Raw genomic sequence first — 22700 nt, 5'->3', positions numbered from 1 at the left:
TCCCGCCGACCACCGCTGCCGAACTTTTCCGCGTGCGTCGGCGTCTCACTCGTTACCGCGGTCTCGACCGCCGGCGGCGCGGACTCCGGGCATGGCTCGCCGTGTCGGTCGCGGCCGTTGTCGGCGCACCGCAACATCCGCGCCGTCGGCGCGCCTGGCGAGAACACCGACGGCACCGGGGCTGACAACGGCGCGGGCGGCGCGGACGCCGCCCTGGTGACCGCGGGCACCGCCCCGCGCCGGGGCCGGCGGCTGCGGCCGGGCGTCAATCCTTGAGGAGTTCCTCCGCCACACCCACATCCGTGATGAGCGTGTTCACCCACCCGCCCCGCAACGCAGCCCGGATGGCCGCCGTCTTCCGGCGTCCGCCCGCGATGGCGATGCGCCGCGGCACCCGGAGCAGGTCGGCGGCCGGGATGCCGAGAATGCGCTCCTCCAGCGGCGAGTCGATCAGCCGCCCCTCGGCGTCGAAGAAGCGCAGGCACACGTCGCCCACGGCGCCGAGCCCGCGCAGCGTCTCCAAGTCCTCCGCCGAGATGGCGTTGCCGCTGTCCTGCAGTGTCGGGGACGGGTCGAGGCCGCCGATGCCGACCAGCACCGTCGTCAGCCGCGACCAGGCCTCCGCGACCTGGCGTACCACGTGGTCGTCCGACAGGGCCTGGCGGGCGGCGGCGGAGCCGACGAGGCCGGGCGCGGGCAGGAAGACCGGTTCCGCGCCGGTGAGGTCGGCCAGGTGGGCGGCCAGCCGGGTGGCCTGGACCTGCGCGGATCCCTTGCCCACGCCGCCGATGAGCTGGACGACCTCCTCGGCCACGCGTACCGGCCGCCGCTGCATCGCCTCGACGGTGGCCAGCAGGCTGGCACTCCACGACGAGATGCCCAGGTGCTCGCCGCCGATCAGGGTGGCGTCCAGATGGGTTGCGCCGGCCGAGCCCAGCGCGGCGACGACGTCGTGGTCGTCGCCCGCGGCGTCGACCACGATGATCTGCTCCACGCCGTACTTACGCTCGAGGTCCTCTTCCAGCAGCGCGTGCACGCCGCTGGGCACGACGACCACCGTCCGCACGATGCCGATCTCCGCGGCCTCCTTGAGCAGCCGCGACACCCGGGGCTGCGAGATGCGCAGCTGGGCGGCGATCTGCGGCTGGCGTACGCCGTGTTCGTGGTAGAGGCGGGCGACCCGCACCAGGAGCCGCATGCGTTCGGACTCCTGGCTGAGCCGGCGGCCACTGAGCCTCACGGGCTCGCCGCCGGTACGGCCCTTCTCGAACTGACCTTCAGCTCCCACGATCATTGGCCTCCGCTTCGGCTCCGCCGCTCCTGCTGGTCCGGTGGCGAGCCCGGGCCACTGCCGAGTGCCATTCTGCTAGCGCGCGGCGACGCTCGCACGAGGAAAGGCTGGTTGCGGCCTTGACGGTCCCAACAGCCCTCGGCGGGACCATACACCGAATGCGGCACTACGCCGACAAACGGCCCACCCCTTACTGGTTCCCAGCGTGGATGAACCGCGCGTCACGAGGTAGTCGCCGAGCCCGCCGCGGGGCGCGCCGTCCGCTGACCGTCGCATTTCATCGAACGCAGCGGCAGGTCGATTTCCGCCCGGCTTTCCTCCATGCTGGTACGCGTACGCCTGCGCCTGTGCCGAAATATGCGGCCGCCGGCACTCGGATATCCAGGCTCAGTGAAAGGATCGCGCTGCACAATGGCGAATTGATCGTCCGCGTCATTTTCCGCATCCCCTTGAATGGGATATGTCAGGTGTCAAGATCCCACAGGATGACGGACAGCGCGTGCGGTGAGATCGTGTGGTCGTCGTGTGTCGCGTCCTCCAGCAGGTCCCAGCGCCCGCCCTCGGGCCGCCCTTCCGCCAGCAAGGCCACCCGGTCCCGTACCGGCGCCTGGTAGGCGCGGTGCCCGACCCCGTTGAAGCAGCACTCGTCGAACCGGTTGAGTAACTGCAGCTGCCCGCGCCCGGGGCCGATGGACGCCATGACGTACATGTCGAGGTAGGCGTCGGAGGAGCCGGTGTAGAAGCCGGGCAGCGCCTCCTTGGTCTGCTCCCAGTCGCCGATCGTCGGCCGGGGCTTCGGCGCGGCCGGGCGCAGGAAGAACGGCAGCGACCCGGCCACCGGATAGCTGCGCGTCACGCGCGGGTCCAGCGCCGCGTAGACGGTGGTCGTCCAGCCGCCGCCGGATAGACCGATCATCTCCACCGACAGCGGCCGGTACGAGGCCTGCGCGTAGTTGAGCGTGACGGCGAGCGGTTCGAGGAAGAACGTCAGCGCCGAGAACCCGGCCGTCTCCCATGGCGGCAGCTCGCGGTGCGAGGGGTTCGGCAGCAGCTTGGCCGGGTCCGCGGGGTCCGCGATCTGCTGCTGGTTCCAATGGTGGAACGGCATCGCGTACACCATCACCCGGTAACCCCGTTCCAGCAGCGCCTGAACGGTACGGAGCATGGTGTCGAACGGCTCGCCGTGGCCGTTGTGGTACAGCGCCAGCCGGCGGTTCCAGGCTCGATGCGGCACGAGGTCGTAGACGGTCGCGGTGACCCGGTAGCGCAGGGGGACCTTGAGCCGGTCGATCCTGCGTACGCCGGTCAACGCGGCGAACTCGGGCGCGGCCACGCCGCTCTCCACGGCGGGCAGCGAGTCCGGCCGGCCCGCGCCCTTCCAGATGTAGTCGATCATGGCCTTGCGTCTGGCCTCGATGTCGGCGATCGCCGCGATGCCGATCAGGGGCTCGACGTCCACGCCGGCGGCGGCCGCGGGAAGCGTCTTGTACTCGGGGCCGAACCTGGCGGCGGCCTCCTGGTTCACCGGCGCCACGGGACGCGGCGCACTCCTGCCCCCGCGCCCGGCGGTACCGTCGAAGTCGCCCGCCGCGCTCGCCGCGGCGGGTCGCGCCGCGGCCCCCGCCACGACGGCCGCGCCGAGCCCGCCCAGCACCCCACCCAACACGCCGCGCCTGGTCGACAACGTCTCCGGCCTGTCCAATCCCGGCTCCCTTCCCGTGGTCTCTCGTGTCACTGTTCGGGACGCCTTTCCGCTCGAGCCTCGGGATCCCAGCCGCCCAGCACGAACGAGGGCTCACTCCACCGCTCCGCCTCCTCGGTCGTGAGCTGGCGTGAGCACGCCAGCCGCCGCGAGGTGTCGACCGCTTGCCCGGCCAGGTCGGTGCTGCGGTACTCCCAGAACGACAGCGTCGACGCCTGCGCGCAGTCGTTCGGGTCGATCTGCCAGCCCACGGGGGCGATGTGGGCGTCCATCGCGGTGTCGATGAACACCGCCTGACTGTGCGTGAACCGCCACACCGCGCTCCGGCTCAGCACGACCGACCCGTCCGGCACGCCCGGCGCCCGCGTCAGCCGCGTCCGTACGAACACCGCGCCCGGCCGGGTGGCGTCATTGCGGCTCTGCGAGATGTAACCGGCATCCGTGGACTCCAGCACCGAATCCTGGATGAACACCGTCCCGGTGCCCCACACGAAGTCGGTGTCACCACTGATCCGGCTGTCGGTGACGAACCCCTTGCCCTGCAGCCGCAGCGTGTCCTGATGACTGACCAGATTCACCCGCTCGAGCGCGATGCGCTCGTTGTTGCCCCGGAACGCCTCGGCCTGCGACCCGCCGTCCGCCGTCGTGTTGTGCAGCGTGATGTCGCTCATCCGGAAGTCCGCCGCGTCCACCCCGACCATGGCCCGCCAGCAGTTGTGGATGTCCGAGGTCTCCAGCACGCGGCGCGGGCACACGTCCGCGGGTCCGCCGTCCTCGCGCAGCGCCGCGTCGCCGTTGCGCAGGTCGTTGTTGGCGTACTGGATCACGGTCCGCCGCGCGCCCGCGCCCCGCACGGTGATGTGCGGCCGGTCCTCGCGCACGTAGACGATTTCGTGGTAGACGCCGGGTCGCACGTCGATGGTCACCGGCCGGTCGTTGCCGGTCGGGACGGCGTCGACGGCGCCCTGCACGGTGCAGAAGTCGCCGGACCCGGTGGCGGAGACCGTCAGGTGGCGAGAGGGATGTGGGCGCTCGCGGGTGGTGAAGCGCCAGCTCCGCGGCTCCTGCACGCCGTCGAAGCCGGCGAAGACACCGGGGTCGACGGTGACGTAGTAGCTCTGCCCGTATTCGAGTTGACGGTGCAGATGGACCCGCGCGGTGCGCCCGTCAATCGTGATCGACTCGTACGAGAAGTCGTGTGGCAGCCCGGTGTCGGAGACGGCGCCGCCGATGTTCTTCCTGTCGTCCTTGGCCGAGGCCGCCTCGACGCGGTCGGCCGGCGTGCCGTCGGCGCGCCGCACCTCGATCGCGCCCGAGGAGCCGAGCGCCGGGGGTGTCGGAAAGGTGATCTGCAGGGGCGCATCCACGCAGGCCCCTCCCACCCGGCCCGGCACCGAGAACCGCACGCCCGCATCCGGATCCGCCGTCGCCGCCGTTGGGCCAACGATCAGCACCGCTGCTGCCATGACCACCGTGAGTGTCGCCTTCACACGCAGCTCCGTATGGATATCGATTGGTGAATATATATGTATGCCGCTTCACGGCGTCGGTCAAGGCCAGGAGGCTCGTCTGTGCGCGCCGGTCGATGGTGTTCCTGATCAAGCGGTCGGCTTGCGCCCGGACCGGCGCCGGGCAGGTCCTCGCAAAATCTGTCCCATGTGCGAGTCCGACCTTCGCCATGGGTTGCCGGCGATCGGGTATATGGCCCCGGCATACGCGATGACCAGGCATATCGTCCGGTGTCCAGGACACGCCATGGGGCATATGTTGGTTAGGTCGGCTCGTTTCGCGTGCGGTCGCCTACTCGCCGGAGCCGATGCGAGGCATCGATGACCAATGCCACATTGCGCCCCATGGCGCACACGTACACCGACGGACTACCTGCCGAGCTGACAAGTTTCATCGGGCGCCGGCACGAAGTGGCGACGGTCAAGCGCCTGATGGCCGACGCCCGCATGGTGACCCTCACCGGTCCCGGTGGCGTCGGCAAGACCCGGCTGGCTCTGCGCGTCGCCGCCGACCTGCGACGGGCATTCCCCGACGGAGTCTGGCTGGTCGAACTCGCCGAGCTCAACAACCCCGCACTGCTGCCTCAGGCCGTGATCGGCGCGCTGAAGATCCAGGATCACTCCCCCCACCCGCCCATCCAGGTGCTCACGGATCACCTGCGCGAGCAGCGGGCACTGGTCCTCCTGGATAGTTGTGAACACGTACTCAACGAGTCCGCCATGATGGCCCAGGCGCTGCTGAGCTCCGCCCCGGAGCTGCGCATCCTGGCCACCAGCCGGCAGCTGCTGGGGATCACCAGCGAGCACGCGTTCGCCGTGCCGACGCTGCTAGGCCCCGATGCCCAGCACGGCGGGCCGTACCCCATGTCCGACGCGGCCCGGCTCTTCGCCGACCGGGCCGAGGCCGTCCTGCCCGGTTTCACCGTCACGAACGAGAACCAGGACATCGTCGAGCGGATCTGCCGCCGCCTGGACGGCCTGCCGCTTGGCATCGAGCTCGCCGCCGTGCTGCTGCGCGCGCTCTCGGTCCACCAACTGCTCGACCGGCTGGACGATCGTTTCCGGCTGCTCACCGCGAGATCGACTGTCGCCGCGCCGCGCCACCGGACGCTGCGCGCCCTGATCGACTGGAGCCACGAGCTGTGCACCGAGAAGGAGCGCCTGCTGTGGGCACGCATCTCGGTGTTCAGAGGCAGCTTGGATCTGGAGGCGGCGGAAGCAGTCTGTGCCGGGGACGGCATCACCCGCGACGAGATCGTCGGCCTTGTGGTCGGCCTGACGGAGAAGTCCGTCCTGATCGGGGAGGAGCATCCGTGCGGAGTGCGATACCGGCTGCTGGACACGATCCGGCAGTACGGGAGGGAGCGGCTGATGGCCTCCGGGCAGGAGGAGCAGCTGAAACGCCGGTATCGCGACTACTACCGGGAGCTGTCACGCGAGGCGCGGGCCCAGCTGTTCGGCCCCGCCCAGGTCAAACTGCTGAACCGGCTGCGGGTCGAGCATCCCAACCTGCGCACGGCTCTGGAATACTGCCACGACGAGCACGCCGGGCTCTGTATCGACATGGCCAGCGACCTCCTCTACCACTGGATCGCCGGCAGTCATCTGGGCGAAGGACGCGACTGGCTCGAACGGGGACTCGCGGACACCGCCGGCCTGTGCGAGGTCAGGGCCCGGGCGTTGTGGGCATGCGGCCGGCTCGCCATCATCCAGGGTGATCAGGCCTCGGCCGCCGAGTTGCTCGCCGAGAGCAGAGCGCTCGGCGAGCAACTCGGGCTCGAACCGGTCCTCGGCTACGTCGCGCTCTACTCTGGAATGATCGCCATGCAGGTGGGAGACGCCGCATCGGCCATCGGATACTTCGAGGACGCGGTGGCCCGTCATCGCGTCGCCGCAGACCCAGCAGGCGAGGTCCAGGCGCTGACCTGGCTCTCCTTCGCGCACTCCTTGCTCGGCGACTCAGAACGCGCCGTCGCCGCTGCCGAGGAGAGCATCGCCGTCTGCGACGCTCATGGCGAGAGCTGGCACAAGGCGTACGCGATGACGGCGCTCGGCATCGAGTTCTGGCGCCAAGGCGACACGCGGCGCGCGACCGCCTTGGAACAGCAGAGCCTGCGCGTCTTTCACGCGCTGGACGACTCGGTCGGGGTGGGGGTCAACGTCGAGGTGCTGGCCTGGATCGCTTCCTCGGAGAGGGAGTTCACGCGGGCCGGCGAGCTGCTGGGCATCCTGCGTGACCTCTGGGAGTCGATCGGCGCGCCACTCCTGGGATTCGGTCACCTCATCCGATACCACGACGAATGCGAGGCCGGTACGCGTCTCGCGCTTGGCGAGCCGGCCTTCCAGGCCGCCGTCGAGCGGGGCGCCAGGCTCTCCCGTGAGCAGGCGGTCGCCTATGCCCTCATGGAGGAGGCGCCGTCCCGCCGCCGATCCGGCGAGGCTGGTTGGCGCTCGCCCCTCACCGAACGGGAGATGGAGATCGCCCGCCTTATCGCCCAGGGAATGAGCAATAAGGAGATCGCGTCGGCGCTGGTGATCGCTCAGCGCACCGCCGAGGGCCACACCCAGCACATCCTGCGCAAACTCGGCTTCAAGTCCAGGGCCCAGATCGCCGGCTGGGTCGTCGAGCAGGCCCGCCTCTCCGGCGAGGAACCTCCCGGCGGCGCACGAGCATGACTGCGAACGACACGATCCGGAACGTCCCGGCCGCCGAACAGCCGGTGGCGGACTGGTCGCAGCCCGACAGCCCTGCCTTCGTCGGACGAAGGCATGAGATCTCCGAAGTCAGGCGGATCCTGCCCAAGACCCGCCTGTTGACCCTGACCGGCGCGGGCGGTGTCGGCAAGACGCGGCTGGCGCGACGTGTCAGCGAGATCGCGCAGCAGAAGTACCGGGACGGGGTTCGGCTGGTGGAGCTGGCCACCATCGACGACGAGGACCTGCTGGCCCCGGCCGTGGCCGCCGCGCTGGGAATCCGTGACACCGGACCGGACGTCGTGGCTCTGCTGGTGGAGCGTCTGGCCGACAAACGGATGCTGCTGGTGCTGGACAACTGCGAGCATCTGCTGGATTCGTGCGCCCGCCTGGTGCAGCGGCTCCTGCGTGACACCCCATGGCTGCGGATCCTGGCCACCAGCCGGCAGTCGCTCGGGGTGTACGGCGAGCGGGTGCTGTGTGTGCCGTCGCTCTCCGTCCCCGAGCCCGGCGACACCACGCGCGACATCGCCCGGCGCGACGCCGTGCGCCTCTTCGCGGAGCTGGCGGCGACCATCCGGCCGGGTTTCCTCGTCGACGCGGCCAACGCCTGGGCGGTCGCCAGGCTGGCCCGGCGCCTCGACGGGATTCCGCTGGCCATCGAGCTGGCGGCGGTACGGCTACGCACGGTATCGGTGGAAGATCTGGCGAACGAGCTCGAGGAGTGCCTGGACGTGCCGGCCGAGATCGGCCCCGGCACGCTGGCACGCCACCAGACCCTGCGGGCGACCATGGACTGGAGCTTCGGGTTGTGCACGTCCGGTGAGCAACGACTGTGGGAGCGGCTGTCGATGTTCCCGGGGGGCGTGGATCTGGAGACCGCCGAGGCCGTCTGCTCCGGGCAGGGTCTGGCACGCGAGGACGTGCTGGATCTGATAGCCGGCCTGGCGGACAAGTCCATCCTGTGCAGAGCGGAGCAGCACGGCGGCGGAGTCCGATACCGCATGCTGGAGCCCATCCGCGAGTACGGCCGCCAACGGCTGCCCGCCACGGACGCGGAGGCGTTGCGTGCGCGCTATATCGACCACTATCGCCGGCTGACGGGGCGAGTGCGCGTGGACCGGATGGAGCCAGGCCAGATCGACCACCACCGGACGCTGAACGCGGAGCTTCCCAACGTGCGCGTCGCCCTGGACTTCTGCTTCGGCAGGCCCGGTGACGCGCCCGCCGGTTTGGAGATCGCGTCCGCGCTGTGGGCCCACTGGCTCGTCGCCGGGGCGTTCAGCGAAGGCCGGCACTGGCTGAAACGCGGTCTCGCGCTCGTGTCACGACCGAACGCCACCAGGGCGATGGGCCTGTGGGCCAGCGGGCTGTTCGCCCTCTACCAGGGCGATCCGGCGGCCGGAGCCGACCTGCGGGAGTGCTTGGCACTTGCGCGGCAGTCGAGGGACGAGGCGGTGCTCGCGTTCGCCACCCAGATGTCCGGCGTCGCGGTGCTGGCCGAGGGCGACCCTGAGGGCGGGCTCGCACTTCTGGAGGAAGCTCTCACCCGTCACCGTGCGAGAGACGACGTCCACGCCGTGGGGGTCACGCTCTACTTCGCCACTCTCTTCGCCGCCCACCTGAGTCCGGACCGGGCCGCGGCGTACGGTGAGGAACTGGTGATGATGTGTGAAGAGCGCAACGCGGCGCTCTTCCGCGCTTACGCACTGTATGCGCTGGGCATCGCCCGCTGGGAACAGGGCGACTGGCGCCAGGCCGAGGCCAAGATGCGGGAAGTGACCGCGTACTGGGGCGCCGTCGACGACCGGTGGGGTCTTCTCCAGTGCCTGGAGGTGCTGGGCTGGACCGCTGGGGCAGCCGGGCAGCACGAGCGGGCCGCCCGGCTGCTGGGGGCCGCCCACGACCTGTGGCGGGTGGTCACCGCCTCTCCGTCGCGGCCGCGGTTCCAGGTGAAGTCACACCGGGAGTGCGTCGAGCGGGCACGTCGCGCGCTGGGAGCCCAGGCGTACACGGCTGCCTTCCGGGAAGGTACGAGGCTCAAGTTGTCCCGGGCGGTCGCCTACGCGCTGGAAGAGCCATGACGAGCACCGCCGGACAACGTCGTTCCCGGTCAGGGCCGCGCCCAAGCGGCTCGCCCAGCTCGTTCACGTTCTCTGCGGCCGTTCCGAGCAAGTGGGCACCTTGCTGGTGTCGACCGATTATTCAGTCTTGACTTATATAAGCTGAAGCTGAAACTCTCGAGACCATGCACGCGTTCGACGTGCTCGGCGCCCGGCGATACGCCGGACCCGGGGCCACTGCGGGAGGTCGACATCTGGCTGGAGCGCTCACGTCGGTGCTGGAGCCGGCGCCTGGACGCGTTGGCCACCGAACTCGCGCGCGGCCGGCGCGAGCGCCGCGAACAGGACGAGAAGGGCAAACCAATGACCGAGAACATCACCACAGCCACCCGTAGGGCGCCCGGTGCCGCCGCAGGGCCGACGAGGACGCTGCTGACCTGCGGCATCGTCGCGGGCCCGCTCTACATCGGCGTGGTCGTCCTGCAGATGCTCACGAGGGACGGGTTCGACATCAGCCGGCACCCGGCCAGCATGCTGAGTAACGGTGACCAGGGATGGATCCAGATCGCCAACTTCGCGGTCAGCGGCCTGCTGTTCGTGGCGTGCGCGATCGGGCTGCACCGGGTGCTGGGTCCGGTGGCGGGCCGGGGCGGCACCTGGGGACCGCGGCTGGTCGGCGTCTTCGGCATCGGGATGGTCGCCGCGGCCGTCTTCTCCGCCGATCCTGTCGACGGCTTCCCGCCGGGTACGCCGGTCGGCCCGCCCACGAGCATCAGCTGGCACGGCATGGTGCACTTCCTCGTCGCCGGGATCGCCTTCCTCGCGCTGATGGCCGCGTGCTTCGTGTTCGCCCGGCGGTTCGCCGCGGCCGGCCGTCGCGGCTGGGCGGCCTTCAGCACGGTGACCGGCGTGCTCTTCCTGGGGACCTGGATGACGACCTTCGCGCTGCCAGGCAACCGGGCGGCCAATGTCGCCTTCGCCGTCGCGATCGCGCTCGTCCTGACTTGGACGTCGCTCCTGGCCGCGCGCCGGCTGACCCGACCCGGCGAGGAGTAAAAGCCGAGCGCAAGCTGTGTGGGTGGGCGGCTGGGATGCGCGCCCGCGTCAGCTCACGCGCACCGGAATGCCCGAACGCCCCAGTGCTCGATCGACGGCGATCCGGGTGAGCCAGCAGAGATCATATGACGGCTGAGGTCAGCTGCTGGATGCACGTCGTGCCGATGCGTCGGGGCAGGCACCGTCCTTCGCGACCGCGCTGCGCGGCCGCCGGTCCGCGCTCCTTGACGCGAATGAGACGACCGTCGTCGTCTCCGGGTCGACCGCGCACAGCACCGCCCCCCGTGAGCCCCCGTGTCAGCAGAACCAATCTCGCCACAGACGAACAGGCCGGGGATGGGCACCCCTGACGATCCAGGGCGAAGATCCTCGCTGAAGCCGGGATCTCCGGCCAGTTCCGCCGACGAGTGGGCCACTGCCCCGGACGGACGGACGTGGCAGCTCACACACCTCCTTGTTCTCGATCATGGCTCTAAGGAGATCACGCTCAAGCCCCTAAGACGTCAGAAGAGGGCCGGGTCAGTCGAAGCCGTTGGGGCAGAGGAAGGTTTTGATGCCGTCTGGTGCGCTCGCGAGGAGCGCCGGCCGCTGCTCCAGCGAGCAGAAGTAACTGCCGATCGCACCGTCGACGAATCGGGTCGCGTTCCGCTTCGCGATCAGGTCGATCCCGCCGACGCTTGGGGAGTCGAGCTCGGCCGCGACCCAGGTGCCCACGCACATCTTGCGCGCGACCACAGCGTCGTCCGGCAGGCTGCCGCCGTTCAGCGCGGCAGCCTGCCGGAGTATCGAGTCGTTGGATACGCACGGCACGCCGGTGGCCGAGCGGCGAGCGCTCGGGCTGGCGCTCGTCTTCTCCTTTGCGGTGGGCGACTCCTCTGTCGCCTCCCTCGCGGTGGGCGTCTCCTCGGGGGTCTCGCCCGCTGTCGTCTCCTCGTCCGGGTCCTCGCTCGTGTCCGGCTCCAGGTTCTCCGCGAGCGTGGACGCGGGAGGGCCGCTCGGGCTCTGAAGTACTTGCGGCGTTTTCGCCGAGTTCACCGCGAACGCCGCGCCGACGGCCACGACCGCCACCATGACGGCCGCGGCCGGCCGCCACAGCGGCACCGCCAGGCGCTTGTCGCGCGCTGGCACCTGCATGGGGGTCGTGCCTGCCCTGAGCGCGGTGACCCGGACAAGCAGCTCGTGCGCGGCGGGCCGGGCCGCCCGATCCTTGGCGAGCGCGCTTCGTACGAGGTCGCGGACCTGGGCGGGCACCCCGGACAGGTCGGGGTCGACGCTCATGACGCGGTAGGCGAGGACGTCGGGGGCGCCGGTGCCGAACGGCGGGCGCCCCGTCGAGGCGTACGCCATCAGCGCGCCCCAGGCGAAGACGTCGGCGGCGGCGTCCGCCTGGTCGCCCCGGTACTGCTCGGGACTGATCCAGCCGGGCGTCCCGATCAACGCGCCGGTGCCCGTGAGCCCGCTCTCGTCGAGGGCCCGGGCGATGCCGAAGTCCAGTACCTTCGCGCCGGAGGAGGAGAGGATCACGTTCCCGGGCTTGAGGTCGCGGTGCACGATGCCGGCCCGATGGATGTCGGTGAGAGCCTCGGCGATGTCCATGCCGAACGAGAGCAGCTCATGTGGCCGCAGCGGCGCGTTGTCCTGCACGTATGTATTGAGCGCCGCGCCGGGGACGAACTCGGTTGCCAGCCAGGGAGGAATCGCGGCGGTGTCGGAGGCCAGCACCGAGACCGTGCAACGTCCACGCACCCGGGACAGGAGATCGACCTCGCGGACGAAGCGGGCGCGGAAGTGGGGATCAGCTGCTAACCCCGGATGGATCTCCTTGACCGCGACCCGCGTGCCGTCGGCCGCGATTCCCGCGTAGACCACCCCCATACCGCCGGCCCCCATGCGGCCCACGATCCGGTAGGGACCGATCGTCTCGCGCTCGTCCATCGCCAGAGGGCCGAAGCCTCCGGGGTCACTCATCGAGGCTCCCGATCGCCGGATCATCACAACAGCAACGATCTTATTGACCTTGCCGCTGCGTTACTCGCCCACGATCTCGCCCTTGTTATCGATGTCGGGGGGCTGCGGCCGCATCGCGCCCGGGACATCGATCTTGGTTAACCGGCCGTGCTGCAGCAGGTAGCCACGGGGCAGGGCCTCCCAGGCCTCGGTGTCGGCGCTGATGGTGCTGTAGATGCCGAAGTTCGCCGCCGTGCTACCGGAGCGGCTGGCGGTGGCAGCGGTCGCCACCCGGCTCGCCGACCGTGACGGGGCCGCCGCCGCACTTGGCGAACCCGTTCGTCTGCAACTTGCTCAGCAAGCCTCCCTCGGGGCGTGGCCCCGCTACCAGTCAACTGCAAGACGTTGCAACCAGCTTGCTAGTGCCATCCGAGATCATCTTGCCTGTGCTGCTCCTTGCTGCGGGAAAGGCCTGGCGGGGGAAGGGCTTTCAGGCAGCTCCATCGCAAGAAACACGAGGTGAGAAATGGCGACGATGACGATCAGCGCGTCCACTCTCAACGGACGCCATCACAAGACCGCGCTCACGATCTTCATGGTCATCGTGGTGGCCCACTGGGCCGAGCACGTGGCGCAGGCCGTGCAGGTCTACGCCTGGGGCTGGCCGCTGAGCGAGGCTCGGGGCGTGCTCGGCATGCCGTTACCGTGGCTGGTGACCTCGGAGTGGATGCACTACGGGTACGCGCTGCTCATGCTTGTAGGCCTGGTCATGTTGCGCAAGGGCTTCACCGGCAGGTCGCGTACATGGTGGAACATCTCTCTGGGCATCCAGGTGTGGCACCACCTGGAGCATCTGCTGCTGCTCGTGCAGAAGCTCAGCGGCCTGCACCTGATGGGCCGTCCGGTCCCGACGAGCGTTCTGCAACTGGTCCTGCCCAGGATGGAGCTGCACCTCTTCTACAACGCCCTCGTCTTCGCGCCGATGGTGGTGGCAATGCTGCTCCACCGCCGCCCCGCCGAGCAGGCCGGGGCCTCCTGCACTTGCGCGCTCGCACACTAGGTCATGACGGTCACGAAGCGGCGTTTGAGTGGGTTCACGGTGGCGCTTGCCGTTGTAGGACTGTTGTTGCTGTTCGTGTCCGTCCCCGCACTCGGCCCGGCCATTCGGGCCGCGCGCGCCGACGGAGTGAGCGGGGTGTTCACCGCCAAGCAGCTGCGGTGCGTCCAGCATCCTGGGCACGAGTCCTGCGTCTGGGCCGGGGACTTCGCCTCGGGTGACGGGCGGGTCCTGCGGCGCGATGTCGAGCTGTACGGCAGCGATCGCAACGTGCTCGCAGCCGGACAGACCACCGAGGCCGTGGACACGGGGCGCGAGACCCGCGTCTACGGACCGGGCGGCTCAGGGGAGTGGATGTTCACCACGCTGCTCGCGCTGGCCGGGTTGACCGTGCTGACCGTGGCTGCCAGGCGCGTGCGGCGGTCGCTCGACTGACGGTGTGCGCGGTGGTCATGAGGGCTGACCGGCACTTCAATGAGCTCGCCCTAGAGACACCGGACGACCTTCTCGCTTTACTCAGCCGGGCCGTACTTTCCGGCGAACCTCACCCCTGTAAGGCCGGTGGTAAGTTCCCGGAGCATGAGCCCGTCGTTCCGTGTTCTCGGGCCCTTACAAGCCGACGTCGAAGGGACGCCGCTGGCGCTGGGCCCGCCTCAGGCGCGCGCCGTACTGGCACTGCTTCTGCTCCGGCCGCGTGACGTCGTCTCGATGGACAAGCTTGCCGACCAGCTGTGGGAGGGTCAGCCGCCGCCGTCGGCGCGGGTCCAGATGCAAGGGCTGCTCTCCGACCTGCGCCGCAGGCTCGGGAAGGGGCTGATCGTGACCCGGGCGCCCGGCTATCTGCTGGACATCCCACTCGGCACCGTTGACCTGGACCTGTTCAGGGAACATGTCGCCGAGGCCCGGCGGCTGATCGGCGAGGGACACGTGGCGGTGGGCGCGGCCAGGTTGCGTGCCGGGCTCGACCTGTGGCGTGGAGAGCCGTTCGCCGATATCCGCGTCTCGGCCGTCCGCGAGGCCGCTGAGCAGCTCGCCGAGCTGCGGCTGGCGGCGATCGAGGACCGTGTCGATGCCGACCTGAGGCTTGGCGGCTCGCCGGAACTGCTCGAAGAACTCGGCGATCTCGTCGCGCGTCATCCCCTCCGCGAGCGGCTGCGCGGCTACCTGATGACCGCGCTGGCGCGCTCCGGGCGAGTGCCGGAGGCGCTGGAGATTTACCACCAGGGCCGCAAGCTGCTCCTGGATGAGCTGGGGGTGAAACCTTCCGCGGAGCTCCACGCCGTGCACGCCGGGATTCTACGTGCGGAGCCGGGACTGTCCCCGTCCGCGGGCCGGCCGCGACGGTTGCAGGCACCGAATACGCTGCCGCCTGATGTGTCCGTCTTCGTCGGTCGGGAGGCGCTGTCGCAAGAGCTGATCGAGCTGCTCACACCTGCAGGTTCCCGGCCCGTGCCGCTGGTCATCGCCGTGACCGGGGCCGGAGGAGTGGGCAAGTCCGCCTTCGCGGTTCACCTCGCAACTCAGATCCGCGACGCCTACCCGGACGGGCAGCTCTACCTCCACCTGCAGGGAACGCGCTCCCGTCCCGTCAGCCCTGCCGTCGCGCTGGCGCGACTGCTGCGCGCGTTGGGCGTGCCCGTAGACGCCGTCCCGACGGGGCTCGACGAGCGGACCGAGCTCTACCGGAATCTGGTCGGCGGCCGCTCGCTGCTGCTGGTGCTGGATGACGTCGCCGACGAGAGCCAGCTGCGTCCCCTACTCCCCGCTGATTCCCGCAGCGCCGTTCTCGTGACCAGCCGCCGCAGACTGGCGGGCATCGAGAACGTACGGCCGGTGCCGCTGGACCTGCTGGACGAGCGGGAGAGCATCGACTTGCTGCGTGGCGTCCTCGGGGGTGCCCGAGTCGCCGCCGAGCCCGAGGCCGCCGGCGAGCTGGCCGCCTACTGCGGAGGGCTGCCCCTCGCGCTGCGCATCGCCGCCGCGCGGCTGAGGCATCGCCCGGAGATGACGCTCGCGGACCTGGCTGTCCGGCTCGGCCGTGACCGGCTGGACTGGCTGGAGGTCGGTGACGTCGCGGTCCGCGCCAGCATCGCGCTCAGCTACAGCCAGCTCGACGGGCAGAGGAGGCGGCTGTTCCGCCGGCTCGGGCTGTCGGCGACGCCCGAGTTCGAGGGCTGGACGGCCGCGGCCCTGTTGGACACTGACCTGGGGGCGGCCGAACGATTACTCGACGAGCTTGTCGCTGTCCACCTGGTCGAACCCGCCCGCCACGGTGTCACCGGCCCTCGCTACCAGCTGCACGATCTCATCCACCTGGCGGCCGGCGAGCTGGCCGCCGAGGAGGAGCCGTCCGGCGAACGGCGGGCCGCGTTGGGCAGGGTGCTGCACGGCTGGCACGACCTGGCCGCGGTCGCCGACGGAAGGCTTCCGCACTGGTACGACCTTGACCCGGCGCCGGCCCCGGGGTGGCGCGTTCCGGCGGCGAACCGCGCCGCTGTCGAGGCCAACGCGCTGGCCTGGTTCGATGAGGAGGCGTACCTGCTGGGCGGTGTCGTGCGGCAGGCGGCCGACGAGGGGTTCCCGCAGGTGGCGTGGCCGCTGGCGCAGCGCGTCTCCGCCTACTTCGACATCCGGGGCAGGTACGACGAATGGTTCGATGTCCTACGGGACGGTCTACGAGCGGCCGAGCAGGCAGGGGACCGGCTGGGCAGCGCCAGCATGCTTGGGCTGCTCGCCGACGTGGAAAGCAGCAGGGACAGGTACGACGCCGCCCTCGCCAACGCCGAGCGGGCCCTGGTGGCGTACGGCAAGCTGCCGCCCGGCGAGGTGCCGGTGTTCGACGACGAAGGCCGCACCGGCGATCCCGAGGTGACCGAGCGGACCAAGGCGCTGGAGGAGGCGCGCCGGAGCGGCGACCCGATGGCGGTGGGCTGGGCCGCGTACGACCTGATCTTCGCCCGGCGCAACGCCGGGCTGAGCGGCGGCTATCTGCCGCTGTTCGAGGAGGCCAGGGCGGCGTTCGCGGCGTGCGGTGCCTGGATGTCCGAGCTGTGGACGGTGAAGAGCCTCGGGCTGAGCTACTTCAAGCGGCGCCGGCTCCACGATGCCGCGGAGTGCATCGCTCGGGCCCGCGCGGTCATACGGAGGTTCCAGCTGGGGGAGAACGCCCTGGCCAGCAGCGACATCGCGCTCGTGTACGCGGCCAACAGCAGATTCGACGAGGCCGAGCGGCTGGCGCGCGCCGAGCTGGAGCAGGCGCGTACCCAGGACAATCCATGGAACGTCGCGAGAGCGCTGTCCACGGTCGCCCGGCTGGCCCACGACCGTGGGGACCATCAGGCAGCCATGGCCTCCTACCTGGAGGCGCTCGCCATCTGGCGGCAGCTGAACGTGCCGTCGAGGATCGACGCCACCACGCGCGCCTTGGCCGTCGTCAGCGACGACCTTGGAGATGCCGAGGCCGCCGAGCTCTACCGAGCCGAGGAATGCCATGCGATCGGAGGCGCTTAGCGGATCCTTAGCGCCTCGTGGCAACGTGATGCCCCCTATGCGGCGGGCCGGATGTGGAATCCCGGCTCCATCGATCTCTAGAAGTTCGGAGTGTTCATGCGTCACCGGATCCAGCCGGCGGCGACCTTCGTGGTCGCGACCATGCTGTTCGCATTGACAGGGGCTCCTTCCGCCGCGGCCGAAGAAGCCGCAGGTGTCGTCGCGAGCGGGCCGCACACGGAGACGCACACGGTCCTGCGCGAGCGGCTGGGGACGGACGGCAAGGCGTACCCCGTGCTCCGGCTCGACGGGCTGAGGTTGCACAAGGGGCGGCCCAAGTTGTTCTACGCCATGTACACGGGGGCCAAGGCGTTCGGCGAGGCGGTCGGCAAGGACGCACGGGTGGACATGCTGCAGTCGGCGTGGATCACCTGCTCCGCCGGCGAGCCGACCTCGACCCAGGCGTATCCGAGCAGGTCGGCCATGACCACCCGCAACCATGAGGGCGGGGCGGGGGTCAAGCGGGCCGTGTCGGTGTTGTGGCTGTTCAAGCCGCCTGCAGACGGCACGTACAGCTGCGTGCTGTGGGGGCTGGGCGGAGGCATGATCAAGTCCCCTGAGCGGTGGATGAACATCGTTGAGGACCCCGCCGCCACCGTGTTGCGCATGGCCAACCAGGACGAGGCCGGCGCCGCCGAGTGGTACCAGGGCAAGGACGCCTATCTGTGCAACACACCGTCGCAGGCGGCGGGATGCGGTGGCAGGACGGCGACGGTGCTGCGCGCGCAGTGGACCGCTGACCCCAAGGCACGCAGCATCGACGCCTTCCACGGCACCCAGTTCAGCTCCAGCTCCGGCGGCATGGATCCGTTCGTCGTGGAGACCACGCTGGTCGTGATGCAGATCAACAAGGATGGGAAGGCCTGTACGACGGTGCGGACCGCCAAGGACCGCATCTCGATTCCCGGCGTGATCCATCACTTGAAGGTCAACAGGCGCATCGACAACGTGCCTGTTCAGGTGGGCAACGGATGCACCAGGACCTTCGTGGTCAAGGTCGAGGCCAGGTACGTCCGCACGCATACGACGGGCACGCCCAACCGGCCGGGGCTCGTGCACGGTCCGGTGGGGGCGGCGCCGCTGCGACCGTACTCGACCGCGATCGCGATGAACAACTTCTGAACAGTCGCCGCACTGACGCCTTGAATGGGCGGCGAGCCGCCATCATGATGACGGCGTGTCGCCCGGCGGGCGCGATGCGGATTGACGTCAAGCAGGAGAACGCGGCGAAACTCTGACATCCGCAGGGCTCGGGCATCGAATTTCGGCTGAGATTCGCAGCTCTGGAGGATTCCGCCATGGGGGAGCAGCCGCAGTTCTTCTTCCGCGTGCTCGGGCCGGTGCAGGTCGACTTTGACGGGACGCCGCTCACTCTCGGCCCACCTCAGGCCCGGGCCGTTCTGGCGCTGCTCCTCCTGCGACCGGGCGAGGTGATCTCCATGGAGGGGCTGATCGACCGGCTGTGGGAGGGAAGCCCGCCGCCCTCCGCCCGCGTCCAGCTCCAGGGCCTCCTCTCCGGGCTCCGGCGCGGGCTTGGCAGGAACGCCATCAAGACGCGTTCTCCCGGCTACCTGTTGGACATCGCGCCTGGTGCCCGCGACCTCGACCGCTTCCGTGAGCAGGTCGCCGCAGGGCGACGGCTGATCGGCGCGGGACGCACCGAGGCGGGCGCGGCCACGTTACGCCAGGCCCTGAGCCTGTGGCGGGGGGAGCCGTTCGCCGACATCGGGCTGTCCGCCGTGCGGGAGGCCGCCGGCCGCATCGACGAGCTGCGGCTTGCCGCCGTCGAGGAGCGCATCGCCGCCGACCTGGCACTCGGCCGGTCGGTGGAGCTCCTCAATGAGCTGGGTGCGCTGGTCGCCCGGCACCCGCTGCGCGAGAGCCTGCGGGGGCACCTGATGACGGCGCTGGCCCGCGCGGGACGCGCACCGGAGGCGCTGGAGGTCTACCGGCAGGGCCACCACCTGCTTGTGGAGGAGCTGGGGCTCGAACCGTCCGAGGCGCTGCGGGCGATCCATGCGGGGATCCTGCGCGCCGAGGCCGGATTGCGGCCCAGCGTCGAGGGACGGCCGTCCCGCCGGGGCGTGCCGCGCCGCCTTCCGCCGGCGCCGGCCGCCTTCATCGGCAGGGAGGCGCTTGCCGCCGAGGCGGCGGAGGTGCTCACCGGCGGCGCGGACCGGACGGCGCCGCCGATCGTCGCGGTGACCGGGGCCGGGGGAGTGGGCAAGTCCGCTTTCGCGGTCCACGTGGCGCATCTTGTGCGCGACAGTTACCCGGGCGGGCAGCTCTACCTCCGCCTGCACGGTACGTCTCCGCACCCCACGGATCCCGGCGCCGCGCTCGCGCGCTTTCTCCGCGCGCTGGGCATCGCTCCCGGGGACTTGCCGCGTGGTCTCGATGAGCGGGCGGAGTTGTACCGCGATGTGCTCAGCGATCGGCGGGTGCTGGTGGTGCTCGACGACGTGGCCGACGAGAGACAACTGCGTCCTCTGCTGCCCGCGGACCCCCGCTGCGCCGTGCTGCTGACCAGCCGCCGCCGCCTTGCCGGAATCGAGGACGTACGTCCCGTGCCACTGGACGTCCTCAGCACCGACGAGAGCCTGGACCTGCTGCGCGGGCTGCTCGACGACGACAGAGCCGAGGCCGAACCGGAGGCGGCGGCCGAGCTCGTGGCTCATTGCGGCGGGCTCCCGTTGGCGCTGCGCGTCGCGGCCGCCCGGCTGCGCCACCGCCCGCGGACACGACTCGCCGACCTGGCCGCCCAACTCGGCAGGGACCGCCTCGACTGGCTGGAGGCCGGCGACGTCGCGGTACGCGCCAGCATCGCCTTGAGCTACCGGCAGCTCGGCACTGGGCAGCGGAGGCTGTTTCGCCGGCTCGGATTGCCGGCCACCCCCGAATTCACCGGCTGGACCGCCGCCGCACTGCTGGACGGGGGAGGCGAGGCGGCCGACCGGCTGCTCGACGACCTGGTCGAGGTCCACCTGGTCGAGCACGTGGGCAGAGGGATCACGGGCCCCCGCTACCGGCTGCACGACCTCGTCTATCTCGTCGCACGCGAACTCGCCGTCCAGGAGGAGCCCGAGCAGGAACGACAGGCCGCGTTGGGGAGGGCGCTACACGGTTGGCACGATGTGGCCGCCGCCGCAGACGCCCGCCTCCCGCACTGGTACGGCCTCGACCCCGAGCCGGAGCCGGAGTGGCGGGTCCCCGCCACGACGCGTCAGGCCGCCGCGCTGGACCCCATGACCTGGTTCGGCGAGGAGGCGCACCTTCTCGGCGCGGCCGTCCGGCAGGCAGCCGATCAGGGATTCCCGCAGGTGGCCTGGTCCCTGGCGCAACGCGCCACGACCTATCTTGACATCCGAGGACGATATGACGAGCTGACCGTGATCCTGCACGACGGCCTACGGGCCGCGGAGCAGGCGGGGGACCGCGCGGGCACCGATAAGATCGCTAGATGTCTTAACCCTCGTTTGCCGAAAGTGCTCATGCTCAGGCCCTCTCATCACTCGAGACGGCGTGAGCGTACGAAGTGCCGCTAACCAATCGCTAAGGACGCCTGCCGGGGCAACGACAGCCTGCTCGCCATGCTGATGTAGGTGTCCGCGGTCACCACGGTGGGGAACGCCGGGCTGGGCACAGTGGTCCGCACGGTGCGCGTCTCGCCGCCGAGCTGGAAGCTGAACGCCGCGGTCGGAATCGAGATCCACGAACCAGGCTCGCCTGGCACCAGATAACTCAGCCGGAACAGATCGCCCGGCTGGACGCTGAGCCCGGTGGCCACCCCGGCCCGCAACTGGTCGGGGGTGGTGGTGAAGGTGTGCTCTTCGGCGGTCCACTCGCCGGTGGCGCTCTGCGGTGGGATCAGCTTGGTCACCGTTACCGGGAATTCCCCGGTGAGGGACCCGGCCGGAGACAGCGTCGGCGGGATGTCGGCGACCGTCAGCCCGGTGCCGGCCCGGTTCGCGGTGAAGAAGGCGGTCACCTTCCAGGCCTCGCCGTCCCACTCCGGGGCGAGCTTGGCGCCCTGCCCGTCGTGGATCCGGTTGAACGGCGCCGCCCGGAACGGCGGCTTGCCGACCTCGTGCACTCGCGGCTCCTGGTAGTACTCATACGCCCGGGTCAGCGCCGGCAGTGCGTCGTCCAGTCCTATGCCGGCCTTGAGCAGGTAGGCGGTGGTGTCGAGCAACGGGATCAGCACCGCCATGTCGTGGGAGACGGAGGCGCGCTGGTTCATCGGGTTCTCCGCGCCGTCGTAGTACCAGCGCCCGTCGGAGACCCACTCGCGGACGCAGTACCACAGCAGGCCGCGGGCGTACTCCAGCATTCGCCGGTCCTGCCGGTGGTAACCCACCATGGCCGCGGCCCGCGCGACCAACGCCTGGACGTTGTCGGTGGCGTCCAGCTTGGGGTTGGTCCCGCCCGAGGGGTTGTACTCGGTCCAGTAGTAGCGCTTGCCCTGCCACAAGCCGGTGTGCCAGCCGTAGCGCGGGATCTGGTGGTTCACGAACTCGGTGGCGGCGTCCAGCCCGGTCCGATCGCCGGTGAGCTCGAAGGCGCGCACCATCGCCTTGGCGACATCGGCGTTGACGTGGTGGTCGGGCTCGTGCAGCTTCCAGGTGTAGCCGTAGGCGTCCAGCCACCTCCAGTTGAACATCGAGTCCCAGCCGCCCCGGTAGCCCGGGGTGGCGGTGAACTCTGCCGGATATTCCAGCCGGTTGAAGTCGTTGTCGCCGTCGGCCGTCCACTGCGAATAGCGCAGGAACGCCAGAAGCTCCCCGGCTCGCGCGGTGAAGGCGGGGTCTCCGGTCAGCGTCATGACGGGCAGCAGGGACTCCTCCACGTCGTCGGCGAGGTAGTCCTGCATCCGGCGCGGATAGTAGACCGGGGTGTATTTTCCGGTGTTGTACGGGTGCGGGCTGACGATCGGGCGGTATCTGATGTCCTCGGCGACCACGCGCTGCGCCTCTGGTGTGATCACTTCGCCGGTTTTGGGCGCCTGGACGTACTTCGATGTGTCCAGCGCGTTGGCTTCCATGGTGTCGTGTGCGGCCTTGACCACCCGGGGCATGGCCAGGTTCAGGGCCAGGAAGTGACGGCGCAGCAGCGGATAGGACCACAGCGACCGTTCGCTGACCGCCGGGTCGGCCGGGGCCTCGGGCATCCTCTTCCAGAAGATCCCGGGGGACAGCGGCTGGGGGTCGTCGACCACCGAGGAGACGGCCACGCGGTCGCCGGTCGCGTCCAGCAACGGGTCAGTCGCGCTCGCGGCCGTCGTGACCGTCGGCTCGTCGAACCAGGCCCGGCCCTGATGCTCAACCCCGACGTAGGCCGGGTACAGTCCGATCCTGATCGAGGCGGCGCGGCCGGCGGTGGTGAAGTTCAGCGTGTTGAGCCGCCAGGTCCGGGTCGCCGGGATGTCCAGCCATCGCAGTCCGATGCGGTCGCCCACCGGCTGGCTCGGCGTGGTGGCGAACTGCTCGACGATGACCCGGATGACACCGCCGTCGCCGGCGTGGTCGGTGTGGGTGTACAGGGTCAGGTCGTAGTAGGACTCGGGCTTGACCGCGATCAGCTTGCTCCGCGCGCCTGCGTAGGCGGTGGTCGAGGTGTCGTCGATGCGCAGCGATCGCGGCTCGCCGTATCCGGTGTCGGTGACGATCTTGCCGCTGCCGGTCCATCCGGGCGGCAGTCCGCCCGCGGGGTTGCTGAAATGCTCCGTGAAGATTGTCTCGCCTGCCGCGGCCGACGCCGCCACCGTCCCGGTGCAGAGCGGCATGACCAGGGCTAACGCCGTGCCCGCGCGGGCGAGGATCCGCGTATATATCAC

At 70.1% G+C, this 22700-nt stretch carries 15 protein-coding genes; 9 read left to right on the top strand and 6 right to left on the bottom strand.

What is annotated here, in order from left to right:
• Positions 1-117: 117 nt before the first annotated feature.
• Positions 118-276: a hypothetical protein gene (locus tag ACTWPT_RS32190; protein WP_443181257.1), complete on the top strand. Its 159-nt coding sequence runs from the start codon at positions 118-120 to the stop codon at positions 274-276.
• Here ACTWPT_RS32190 and ACTWPT_RS32185 read toward each other — a convergent pair.
• The 3 genes from ACTWPT_RS32185 to ACTWPT_RS32175 all read right to left on the bottom strand — a co-directional run bounded on the left by ACTWPT_RS32185 (position 266) and on the right by ACTWPT_RS32175 (position 4483).
• Positions 266-1288, bottom strand: a complete 1023-nt coding sequence (locus ACTWPT_RS32185) for a sugar-binding transcriptional regulator (RefSeq protein WP_443181256.1) — start codon at positions 1286-1288, stop codon at positions 266-268. The two genes, ACTWPT_RS32190 and ACTWPT_RS32185, sit on opposite strands and share 11 nt — an antisense overlap.
• Positions 1289-1754: 466 nt before the next feature.
• Entirely contained in the window at positions 1755-2993 is a 1239-nt protein-coding gene (locus ACTWPT_RS32180) for a hypothetical protein (RefSeq protein ID WP_443181255.1), read from the bottom strand.
• A 29-nt stretch (positions 2994-3022) separates the two neighbouring features.
• Positions 3023-4483, bottom strand: a complete 1461-nt coding sequence (locus tag ACTWPT_RS32175; protein ID WP_443181254.1) for a pectinesterase family protein — start codon at positions 4481-4483, stop codon at positions 3023-3025.
• 363 nt (positions 4484-4846) lie between these two features.
• Here ACTWPT_RS32175 and ACTWPT_RS32170 point away from each other — a divergent pair, with 363 nt between their 5' ends.
• The 3 genes from ACTWPT_RS32170 to ACTWPT_RS32160 all read left to right on the top strand — a co-directional run bounded on the left by ACTWPT_RS32170 (position 4847) and on the right by ACTWPT_RS32160 (position 10314).
• Entirely contained in the window at positions 4847-7177 is a 2331-nt protein-coding gene (locus tag ACTWPT_RS32170; protein ID WP_443181253.1) for an ATP-binding protein, read from the top strand.
• A complete protein-coding gene (locus ACTWPT_RS32165; RefSeq protein ID WP_443181252.1) occupies positions 7174-9279 on the top strand; it encodes an ATP-binding protein in 2106 nt (701 codons plus the stop codon). Before ACTWPT_RS32170 ends, ACTWPT_RS32165 begins: the two co-directional genes overlap by 4 nt.
• Before the next feature lie 279 nt (positions 9280-9558).
• Positions 9559-10314: a DUF998 domain-containing protein gene (locus tag ACTWPT_RS32160; RefSeq protein WP_443181251.1), complete on the top strand. Its 756-nt coding sequence runs from the start codon at positions 9559-9561 to the stop codon at positions 10312-10314.
• Between the two features lie 519 nt (positions 10315-10833).
• Here ACTWPT_RS32160 and ACTWPT_RS32155 read toward each other — a convergent pair.
• Together ACTWPT_RS32155 and ACTWPT_RS32150 are read right to left on the bottom strand one after the other, a co-directional pair.
• Positions 10834-12282: a serine/threonine-protein kinase gene (locus ACTWPT_RS32155; protein ID WP_443181250.1), complete on the bottom strand. Its 1449-nt coding sequence runs from the start codon at positions 12280-12282 to the stop codon at positions 10834-10836.
• 60 nt (positions 12283-12342) lie between these two features.
• Positions 12343-12552 carry a hypothetical protein gene (locus ACTWPT_RS32150; RefSeq protein WP_443181249.1) on the bottom strand — a complete coding sequence of 70 codons (210 nt, stop codon included), beginning with the start codon at positions 12550-12552 and terminating at the stop codon, positions 12343-12345.
• A gap of 235 nt (positions 12553-12787) precedes the next feature.
• Here ACTWPT_RS32150 and ACTWPT_RS32145 point away from each other — a divergent pair, with 235 nt between their 5' ends.
• The 5 genes from ACTWPT_RS32145 (at position 12788) to ACTWPT_RS32125 (ending at position 20412) form a co-directional block, all read left to right on the top strand.
• Positions 12788-13321 (top strand): hypothetical protein, encoded by a 534-nt coding sequence (locus ACTWPT_RS32145; RefSeq protein WP_443181248.1) that lies wholly within the window; start codon positions 12788-12790, stop codon positions 13319-13321.
• A 24-nt stretch (positions 13322-13345) separates the two neighbouring features.
• Positions 13346-13753, top strand: a complete 408-nt coding sequence (locus ACTWPT_RS32140; RefSeq protein ID WP_443181247.1) for a hypothetical protein — start codon at positions 13346-13348, stop codon at positions 13751-13753.
• A 144-nt stretch (positions 13754-13897) separates the two neighbouring features.
• Positions 13898-16828, top strand: a complete 2931-nt coding sequence (locus tag ACTWPT_RS32135; protein WP_443181246.1) for a BTAD domain-containing putative transcriptional regulator — start codon at positions 13898-13900, stop codon at positions 16826-16828.
• A gap of 96 nt (positions 16829-16924) precedes the next feature.
• Positions 16925-17989: a hypothetical protein gene (locus ACTWPT_RS32130; protein ID WP_443181245.1), complete on the top strand. Its 1065-nt coding sequence runs from the start codon at positions 16925-16927 to the stop codon at positions 17987-17989.
• Positions 17990-18165: 176 nt separating this feature from the next.
• On the top strand, positions 18166-20412 hold the full coding sequence (locus tag ACTWPT_RS32125) for a BTAD domain-containing putative transcriptional regulator (RefSeq protein WP_443181244.1): 2247 nt from the start codon (positions 18166-18168) through the stop codon (positions 20410-20412).
• Here ACTWPT_RS32125 and ACTWPT_RS32120 read toward each other — a convergent pair.
• Entirely contained in the window at positions 20409-22700 is a 2292-nt protein-coding gene (locus tag ACTWPT_RS32120; RefSeq protein ID WP_443181243.1) for a hypothetical protein, read from the bottom strand. The two genes, ACTWPT_RS32125 and ACTWPT_RS32120, sit on opposite strands and share 4 nt — an antisense overlap.

Source organism: Nonomuraea sp. 3N208, from assembly GCF_052245935.1.
In the GTDB taxonomy this organism is placed as follows: Bacteria; Actinomycetota; Actinomycetes; order Streptosporangiales; family Streptosporangiaceae; genus Nonomuraea.
This window is presented reverse-complemented; position numbering and strand designations above follow the sequence as displayed.